At 64.7% G+C, this 8982-nt stretch carries 8 protein-coding genes; 6 read left to right on the forward strand and 2 right to left on the reverse strand.

Going from position 1 to position 8982, the window contains the following annotated elements; all coding sequences use genetic code 11:
- The 3 genes from EOA75_RS23445 to EOA75_RS23455 all read left to right on the forward strand — a co-directional run.
- A partial coding sequence (locus tag EOA75_RS23445) for an AEC family transporter (protein WP_127325281.1) occupies window positions 1–691 on the forward strand: 691 nt, incomplete at its 5' end.
- A gap of 151 nt (window positions 692–842) precedes the next feature.
- The gene (locus EOA75_RS23450; RefSeq protein ID WP_127325282.1) at window positions 843–2300 is read left to right on the forward strand and encodes an NAD-dependent succinate-semialdehyde dehydrogenase; all 1458 of its coding nucleotides are present in this window, start codon (window positions 843–845) and stop codon (window positions 2298–2300) included.
- A 96-nt stretch (window positions 2301–2396) separates the two neighbouring features.
- Window positions 2397–3419 (forward strand): aldose epimerase family protein, encoded by a 1023-nt coding sequence (locus tag EOA75_RS23455; protein ID WP_095778465.1) that lies wholly within the window; start codon window positions 2397–2399, stop codon window positions 3417–3419.
- Here EOA75_RS23455 and EOA75_RS23460 read toward each other — a convergent pair.
- Window positions 3416–4336: a sugar kinase gene (locus EOA75_RS23460; protein WP_067329424.1), complete on the reverse strand. Its 921-nt coding sequence runs from the start codon at window positions 4334–4336 to the stop codon at window positions 3416–3418. The two genes, EOA75_RS23455 and EOA75_RS23460, sit on opposite strands and share 4 nt — an antisense overlap.
- A gap of 154 nt (window positions 4337–4490) precedes the next feature.
- Here EOA75_RS23460 and EOA75_RS23465 point away from each other — a divergent pair, with 154 nt between their 5' ends.
- The gene (locus tag EOA75_RS23465) at window positions 4491–4934 is read left to right on the forward strand and encodes a FixH family protein (protein ID WP_095802017.1); all 444 of its coding nucleotides are present in this window, start codon (window positions 4491–4493) and stop codon (window positions 4932–4934) included.
- 7 nt (window positions 4935–4941) lie between these two features.
- Window positions 4942–6150 carry a cytochrome c peroxidase gene (locus EOA75_RS23470; protein ID WP_127325283.1) on the forward strand — a complete coding sequence of 403 codons (1209 nt, stop codon included), beginning with the start codon at window positions 4942–4944 and terminating at the stop codon, window positions 6148–6150.
- Window positions 6151–6209: 59 nt separating this feature from the next.
- Here the strand turns inward: EOA75_RS23470 and EOA75_RS23475 are convergent, their stop codons facing one another.
- Window positions 6210–6662 carry an Lrp/AsnC ligand binding domain-containing protein gene (locus tag EOA75_RS23475; RefSeq protein ID WP_095778463.1) on the reverse strand — a complete coding sequence of 151 codons (453 nt, stop codon included), beginning with the start codon at window positions 6660–6662 and terminating at the stop codon, window positions 6210–6212.
- Between the two features lie 165 nt (window positions 6663–6827).
- On the opposite strand from EOA75_RS23475, the gene putA reads away from it, so the two are divergent.
- On the forward strand, window positions 6828–8982 hold a 2155-nt coding region (putA, locus tag EOA75_RS23480), incomplete at its 3' end, for a bifunctional proline dehydrogenase/L-glutamate gamma-semialdehyde dehydrogenase PutA (RefSeq protein ID WP_245466711.1).

Here is an 8982-nt window from a genome sequence, read left to right on the forward strand (position 1 = left end):
CTTCGGCCGCGATGCCCGCGCCGGCATCGTCGGCGGCGTGTCCTCGGCCTACTCCAATGTCGTGCTGCTTGGCGCGCCCTTCATCCTCGGCATATTCGGCACCAGCGGCTTCGAGGTGCTGTCGCTGCTGGTCTCGATCCACCTGCCTGTCATGATGATGGCGTCAATCGTGCTGTTCGAGATGTTCGGTCGTCGCGACGACGAGTCTGTGCATCCGTTGCGCGTCATCCGGAATTTCCTCAGGCGGCTGTTCGTCAACCCGCTGATCATCGGCATTCTCGCGGGGCTCGCCTGGCGCTTCATCGGCGCGCCGCTGCCGCCGCTGATCGAGCGGCTGGTCGACGCGCTGGCCGATACGGCCGGGCCGGTGGCGCTGTTTGCGATGGGGCTCAGCCTGCGCCGCTTCGGCATTTCCGGCAACGTGCGCCCAGCGCTCGCGCTGTCGGCGCTGAAACTCTTCCTGATGCCGGCCTTGGCGCTGCTCGCGGTCTGGCTGCTCGGCCTGCCGCCGCTGACGGCAAAGGTCGCCGTGGTCGTGGCGGCGCTGCCTTCCGGCATCAATTCCTATCTCATCGCCGTCCAATTCAACACCGGCCAGGCGCTGGCGTCCAACCAGATGACGATCGCCACGGCCAGTGCGGTGCTCACCACATCCTTCTGGCTGACGGTGGTCCTGCATGTGTTCGGCTAGCGCTCGTTTTTGCTGGCCCAACCCCTATATGCCATCTTGTGATTGCTTGCCGGGCTTTCCCTAGGTAAGAGCAATGCGCCAGCGTGCAGCCTTGCACGCCCCCGAATATCCAGAAAAACGGCCGATCAGCGCGCCGAACGGAGGCCAGACCATGCTTCAGAAAACCAGTCATTTCATGCGCCAGGCCAATCTCATCAACGGCGAATGGGTGCAGGCCGACAGCGGCCAGACCATCGACGTCAACAATCCGGCGACCGGCCTGAAGATCGGGACCGTGCCGAAGGCCGGCAAGGCCGAAACCCGCCGCGCCATCGAGGCCGCCGATGAAGCATTCAAGAACTGGCGCAAGACCACCGCGCTCGAGCGCTCGAAGCTTCTGCGCAAGCTGCACGACGCAATGATGGACAATCAGGACGTGCTAGCCGAGTTGCTCACCATCGAGCAGGGCAAGTCGCTGTTCGAATCCAAGGGCGAGATCGGCTCGGCCGCGAGCTATATCCTCTGGTTCGCCGAGGAAGGCCGCCGCACCTATGGCGACATCGTGCCGTCGCCCTGGGGCGACCGCCGCATCCTGGTGACGAAGGAGCCGGTCGGCGTCATTGCCGCCATCACGCCATGGAACTTCCCGTCCTCGATGCTCGCCCGCAAGCTCGGACCGGCGCTGGCCGCGGGCTGCACGGCCGTGGTCAAACCGGCCTCGCAGACGCCTTATTCGGGCCTCGCCTGGGGCGCGCTCGCCGAAGAGGTCGGCTTCCCCAAGGGCGTCATCAACATCCTGACCGGTTCGGCCGGCGAGATCGGCGACGAGATCTGCGCCAACCCGCTGGTCAAGAAGATCACTTTCACCGGCTCGACCGAGGTCGGCAAGATCCTGATTCAGAAGTCGTCGACGACGGTCAAGAAAGTGTCGATGGAACTCGGCGGCAATGCGCCGTTCCTGGTCTTCGACGATGCCGACATCGATCGCGCCGTCACCGGCGCCATCACCGCGAAGTACCGCAATTCTGGCCAGACCTGCGTCTGCACCAACCGCTTCCTCGTCCAGGCGGGTATCTATGACAAGTTCGTCGAGAAGCTCGCCGCTGCCAGCAACAGTCTGAAGGTCGGCTCCGGCCTGGAAGAAGGCGTGCAGCAGGGGCCGCTGATCGACGAGAAAGCGGTCGAGAAGGTCGAGGAACTGATCGCCGATGCCACCTCGAAGGGCGGCAAGGTCGTTGCCGGCGGCAATCGCCATGCGCTCGGCGGCTCGTTCTTCCAGCCTACGGTCATCGCCGACGCCACGCCCAAGATGCGCTTCATGAAGGAAGAGATCTTCGGGCCGGTCGCCCCGGTGTTCAGGTTCGAGACCGAGGAAGAAGCGATCGCATTGGCCAACGACACCGAGTTCGGCCTCGCCTGCTATTTCTACACCGGCGATCTCGGCCGCGCCTTCCGCGTCATGGAAGGGCTGAAATACGGCATGGTCGGCGTCAATGAAGGCCTGATCACCACGCCCGAGGCGCCGTTCGGCGGCGTCAAGGAATCGGGCCTCGGCAAGGAAGGCGGACATCAGGGCATCGAGGACTATCTCGACACCAAATATGTCTGCCTCGGTGGCCTCGGCCTCTGACAACGCTTGACTGGCGGGGCAGGCATCAGGCCTGCCCTTGCCGGAGATGGCCGGCGTAGTCCACAGATCAATGAACTGACGTTTTCGGGCACAGCGATGAAGGACGGCGAGGTCTTCGGCACGACGCAGGCGGGCGAGGCCGTTCGCCGCTTCACCATCCGTGGCGGTGGTCTCACGGCCAACATCATCGGGCTTGGCGCGATCATCCAGGATCTGCGGCTCGCCGGCCATGATGCGCCGCTGGTGATGGGCTACGACCAGTTCGAGCCCTATGAGACCGACCGCGCCTATTTCGGCGCCGTCGTCGGCCGCTTCGCCAATCGCATTCGCGACGGCCGCTTCACCATCGCCGGCAAGCGCTACCAGACCGAGCGCAATTTTCTAGGGAAACACACGCTGCATGGCGGCTCGGAGGGCTATTTCCACCGTCCATGGTCGGTCTCGCTGCACGGGCGCGATTTCGTGACGCTGACACTGCACGATCCCGATGGCACGATGGGCTTTCCAGGCGCGCTGGACGTCACCTGCACCTACCGGCTGAAGATCCCCGGCACGCTCAGCATGGAACTGACCGCCACATGCGAGGAGCCGACGCTCTGTAATCTTGCGCAGCACTCCTACTTCAATCTCGACGACGGGGGCGCGGGCGACATTCTCGACCACCGGCTGATGCTCAATGCCGGCGCTTATACGCCCGTCGACGCAGAGATGATCCCGACCGGCGCGGTGAAGCCCGTCGACGGCACGCCCTATGACTTCCGCCAGGCGCGGCCGCTGCGCATGGAATCGGAAGGCGAGCAGCTTCCCTACGATCTGAATTACTGCCTCGCCTCCAGCCGTGGACCGCTGCACCAGGCAGCCTGGGTGCAGGGCGCCAGTTCCGGCGTCGAAATGGAAGTCTGGACCACCGAGCCCGGCCTGCAGCTCTATATCGGCCAGTATGTCGCGCCGTCCTCCCCTGGGCTGGACGGGCGCGGCTACAAAGCCTTTTCAGGCTTCTGCCTCGAAGCTCAGACCTGGCCCGACGCGCCGAACCGGCCCTATTTCCCACAGGCCACGCTTTGGCCGGGCCAGATCTACCATCAGGTGACGGAATACAGGTTCCGGCTTCCTAGCTAGATCCCAAAGGCTGTTCTTAGAATCTCGAACGGCGCGAGCGCGCCGCGCACCTGTACGACGGCCGCAGCCACCCGATGCGCGCGCCGAACCGCGTCGACTGGGGCGTGACCGGCAAGCCGGGCGGCGAGATAGCCGCCGTTGAAGGAATCGCCGGCGCCGGTTGTATCGACAGGCGAGGCGACATGCACTGCCTCGATTGTTTCCGAGGCGCCGTCCATGGCAATCAATGCCGGCTGCTCGCCGTTCTTGACGACAACCTCGCCGACCACTCCTCCGAGACGCCTGGCAGTTGTTTCCGGCGCCTCATCGCCAAACAGCATCTGCTCATCCGGAAAAGTGGGCAATGCGATATCCGCGACGGCGAGCGCTTCCAAGATCGCAGCCTGCGCGGTTTCACGGCTCGGCCACAGCCTGGGACGGTAATTCGGGTCAAAGGCGACCAGCGAACCCGCCGCGCGTGCTGTCGCGACGGCCGAAAGCAGGGTTTTGCGCGCGGCATCATCCAGAATTGCCAAAGTGATTCCGGAAAAATAGACAAGCGCCTGGTTTTCAAGACTTTTCGCCAGTGCCGCTGCATCGGAGGCAAGCTGGCGCGCGGCAGCATCGCTTCGCCAGTAAGTGAAGGCGCGCTCGGCTCCAGTGAGCGTGATGGCGTAAAGGCCCGGTCTTGCGCCGGCAATGACCGGGCTGCTGCCGATACCGATGCCGTTCTGGGCTAAGAACGCGATCTGATCGCGGGAAAAAGGGTCGTCGCCGAAGGCCGAGACATAGGTCGCGGGCCGGCCGGGGCTGAGCGCATGCAGCGCCCATAGCGTATTGAAGGTGTCGCCGGCAAAGCCCATACGCCAGTTCGGTCCTGCCTGGCCCGACAGTTCGAGCATGCATTCGCCGATCGACGCGACACCATTGGCTTCCATATGACTTGTCCTCCTAAAGCTTTGGTGCTGTAGCTTTTTGCAGCCGGCAGCGCCATGCTTGGCGCAGGCCGATTTTTGCGCCAGAAGCGATTTCCCACAGGCGGGAGGGATGCTGCGCGCAGCCCGTGACGTTATCAGCCGAAGAGGAGCCGGTTTGGCATCGATATGGCGTTACATTCTTGCGGGTCTCGGTCTTGCTGCCCTGCTGGTCGGCATTCTGACTGTCGTCTACCTGACGGCGCCGCATTCGGCACCGGGCCCCGATACGTCGCGTTCGAAAAAGACGGCGAGCGGCCTGTTCGTTGCGAGCTTCGAGCCGGAGCGCGGCGTCATCCGGCAGGGCGAGCTGCAATCCTGGCTGCTGACACTGAAGACCTCCGCCGGCGCTCCGGTGGAGGGCGCCGCGATCACCGTTTCCGGCGGCATGCCGCAGCACAATCACGGCCTGCCGACCAGCCCGCAGGCGACCGACTATATGGGGGCGGGACGCTACCGCATCGACGGCGTGAAATTCACCATGAGCGGCTGGTGGCAATTGCGCTTCGCGATCTCCGCGGCGGCGGGTTCCGATTCCGTCGTCTTCAACATCGTGTTGTGAGCGGCCGATGAAGCGTCTTCTCCGCCTCGCAAGCCTGTCCGCTCTGGCTGCGCTCGCTTGGCTTGGCGGTTGCGGCGAGCCCGAGCTCAGCGACGCCGAGAAGAAGACCATCGCCTCGCTGGCGTTGAACACGCTGCCGGCTCTCAAAGCGGACACGACGAACCAGTATGCCGATGTGCCGGCCGCTGCGGCGCTCGGATCGACGCTGTTCTTCGATGTCGGCATGAGCCGCGGCGGCACCGTGTCCTGCTCGACCTGCCACAAGATCGACCGTCAGTTCCAGGACGACCTGCCGCGGGCGGTCGGCGTCGGCCACACCAATCGCCGAACCATGCCGCTGGCCGGCGTGGCGCGCGATCCTTGGTTCTTCTGGGACGGACGCCGCGACAGTTTGTGGGCGCAAGCGCTGACGCCGCTCGAAAACCCGCTGGAGCAGGCCGGCAACCGCGCGGCCTTCGCGCATTACATCAAGGAGCGGTTCGGCGAGCGCTATGAGCGCATTTTCGGGCCGCTGCCCGATCTTTCCACCGTGCCGGCCAATGCCAGCCCGCTCGGCACCGAGGCCGAAAAGGCGGCATGGAACGCCATGCCCGCCAGGCAGGCCGAAGACGTCAACCGCGTCTTTGCCAATATCGGCAAGGCAATCGCGGCCTTCGAGCGCTCGATCGAACCTGGGCAGACGCGTTTCGACCGCTTCGCGATCGACCTCGCGACCGGCACCAAGCCGCAAGGCGATGCTGCCTTCTCGCCGGAAGAGATCCTCGGGCTGAAGCTGTTCATCGGCAAGGCCAATTGCGTGACCTGCCATAACGGGCCGCGCTTCACCGACAAATCGTTCCACAACACCGGCGTGCCGCCGGTCAAGGATCTGCCGCCCGACCGCGGCCGGGTCGATGCCGTGGCTCAAGTGCAGGCGGACCCGTTCAACTGCTTCGGCAAGTTCCGCGACGGCGATGAAAGCGCCTGCCGCGAATTGCGCTTCATGGTGATGGACGGGCAGCAACTCGTGCGCGCCTACAAGACGCCGTCGCTCAGGGGGGCAGCTACGCGTGCGCCCTACATGCATGCCGGGCAGTTCTCGACCCTCGACGAGGTAGTGGCGCATTATTCGAAAGCGGCGTCCAGCGTTGAAGGCGTTTCGGAGATCCACCCGCTCGAGCTCTCCGATCGCGAGCGCGCCGCTCTGGTGGCGTTTCTGAAGACTCTGTCGGAGTAGAGTCTTAATTTTGTGCAATTCCGGACGGAAAACGGCTGCGCACTTTTCCTGGAACTGCGCTAGCGATCCTTCACCGTTTCCATCGCCACGAAGGTGGAAGTCTGTGCCACATGGGGAAGGGCCGAAATGCGCTCGCCGAGCACGCGGCGGTAGGCGGCGATATCGGTGGTGCGGACCTTCAGGAGATAGTCGAAGCTCGACGCCATCATATGGCACTGCTCGATCTCCGGCACGCCCTGCACCGCGCGGTTGAACGCGTCGAGCGCCGCCGAGCGCGTATCCGACAGCTTCACCTGGACGAAGGCGACATGTCCTTCGCCCATGCGCTCCCGGTCGATAATCGCGCGATAGCCTCTGATGTAGCCCTCCTTCTCAAGACGCTTCACACGGGCCTGCACCGGGGTCTTCGACAGCCCGACCTTCAAAGCCAGCTCGGACATTGAAAGCCGGCCGTCGCGCCCGAGCGCGGCCAGGATGTTGCGGTCAATGCGGTCCAATTGGTCTTCGCTCATCGGTCTTACGGTCAAAATGGCGGGAGCTAAGCCTCTACGATAGCTCGAATGGACTGTCTCGTCGATTTCTTTGGACCGACCTGGGCTCCCAGCTGTGCTAGCTTGCGCCAATCGGTCCGGCGACCGCCAGACCTGCTCGCTAACGCTTGCTCTCATGGATCCGACATGCCGCTCGATGCCATCCGCCAGCAGATCCGCGCCAACTATTTGCCCGACGAAGACGAGGCGGTGAGGCGGCTGTCCGCGGCTGCCGGGCTTTCGGCGGAAGAGCGCAAGGCGATCTCGGCGCGTGCGGCCGATCTGGTGCGCGCGGTGCGCGGCTCGACCGACCCTCGGCTGATGGAGGTTTTTCTTTCGGCCTATGGCCTGTCGACCAAGGAAGGCGTGGCGCTGATGTGTCTCGCCGAGGCGCTGCTGCGCGTTCCCGATGCCGAGACGATGGACGATCTCATCGCCGACAAGATCGCGCCGCACGACTGGTCGGCGCATTCGGGCAGCTCGAGTTCCATTTTCGTCAACGCCTCGACCTGGGCGCTGATGCTGACCGGCCGCGTGCTCGATGAAGGCGAGGGCGGCATCGAAGGCACGCTGCGCGCCATGGTGCGCAGGCTCGGCGAGCCGGTCATCCGCAAGGCCGTGGCGGCGGCGATGCGCGAAATGGGCGAGCAGTTCGTGCTCGGCCGCACCATCGCCGAGGCGGTCAAGCGCGGCCGTCCGATGACGCAGAAGGGCTATCTCTATTCCTTCGACATGCTGGGTGAGGCGGCCCGCACCGAGGCTGATGCGTTGCGCTATCACCGCGCCTATGCGGATGCGATTTCCTCGCTCGACGCGGGGTCCAATGGCCCGGACATTCGCTACAACCACGGCATTTCGGTCAAGCTTTCGGCACTGCATCCACGCTATGAGGTGGCGCAGAAGGAGAAGATGCTGCCGGTAATGGCCGAGCGGCTGTTGTCGCTGGCGCTTGCCGCGCGGCATTCGCGCATGGGCCTCAACATCGATGCCGAAGAGGCCGACCGGCTCGATCTGTCGCTCGACGTCATCGAACGCGTGCTCGCCGAACCGGAGCTTGCCGGTTGGGATGGTTTCGGCGTCGTCGTCCAGGCCTATGGCCCGCGCGCGGCCTTCGTCATCGACTGGCTCTATGCGCTTGCCAAAAAATACGACCGCAAGATCATGGTGCGGCTGGTGAAGGGCGCCTATTGGGACACCGAGATCAAGCGGGCACAGACGCTTGGGCTTGCCGGCTATCCGGTCTTCACCCGCAAGACCAACACCGACGTCTCGTATCTGGCCTGCGCGCGAAAACTGCTGTCGATGACCGACCGCATCTACCCGCAATTCGCCACCCACAACGCGCACACGGTGGCTGCCATCCTGTCGATGGCGAAGGATCGCGACTCCTTCGAATTCCAGCGTCTGCACGGCATGGGCGAATCGCTGCACGAGACGGTGCGCAAGGCCGAAAGGACGCGCTGCCGCATCTACGCGCCGGTCGGTGCGCATTCCGACCTGCTCGCCTATCTGGTGCGGCGGCTCTTGGAAAACGGCGCCAACTCCTCTTTCGTCCACCAGTTGACCGACGAGGAGGTCGAGCCGGAAGAAATCGCCCGCGACCCGCTGGAGGCTGTAGAGAAACAAGGCCCCGCCGCCAATCCGGCGATCGCGCGGCCCGCCGCGATCTTCGGCGCCCACCGGCGCAATTCAAAAGGGTTCGACATCAGTGATGCGGTGACTCTTGCAGCCATCGACAGGGCACGGGCGGAATTCGCGGGAGCGGATCGCTGGCATGCCAAGCCGATCACGCCCGCCGCCGGCTACGGCAAGCCGCGCCAGATCGTCAACCCGGCCAAGCCCGATGAGGTCGTCGGCACCGTGCATGAGGCGGCGGCCAAGCAGGTCGCGACGGCCGTTCGCATCGCTGTGGAGGCGCAGCCGGCCTGGGCAAAACGCCCGGTTGCCGAGCGCGCCGCGATCCTCAACCGCGCCGCCGACCTCTACGAGGCCAATGCCGCCGAGTTCTTCGCTTTGGCCACTCGAGAGGCCGGCAAGTCTTTGGCCGACGGCATCGCCGAAGTGCGCGAGGCGGTCGATTTCCTGCGTTACTATGCGGCCGAGGCGGCGAATGCCGAAGCGGGCACTGAAGCCCGTGGCGCGATCGTCTGCATCTCGCCGTGGAATTTCCCGCTGGCCATCTTCACCGGCCAGATCGCGGCGCGCTCGGCAACCGGGCGTTTTGCCCAGGCCGGCTGCGCCTCCACAGCGATGCGAACGGCCGTCGCGACCTGCTTGGCCGCCGCCTCATGCACGGTGCCGA

The sequence above is a fragment of the Mesorhizobium sp. M1A.F.Ca.IN.022.07.1.1 genome (assembly GCF_003997575.1).
In the GTDB taxonomy this organism is placed as follows: domain Bacteria; phylum Pseudomonadota; class Alphaproteobacteria; order Rhizobiales; family Rhizobiaceae; genus Mesorhizobium.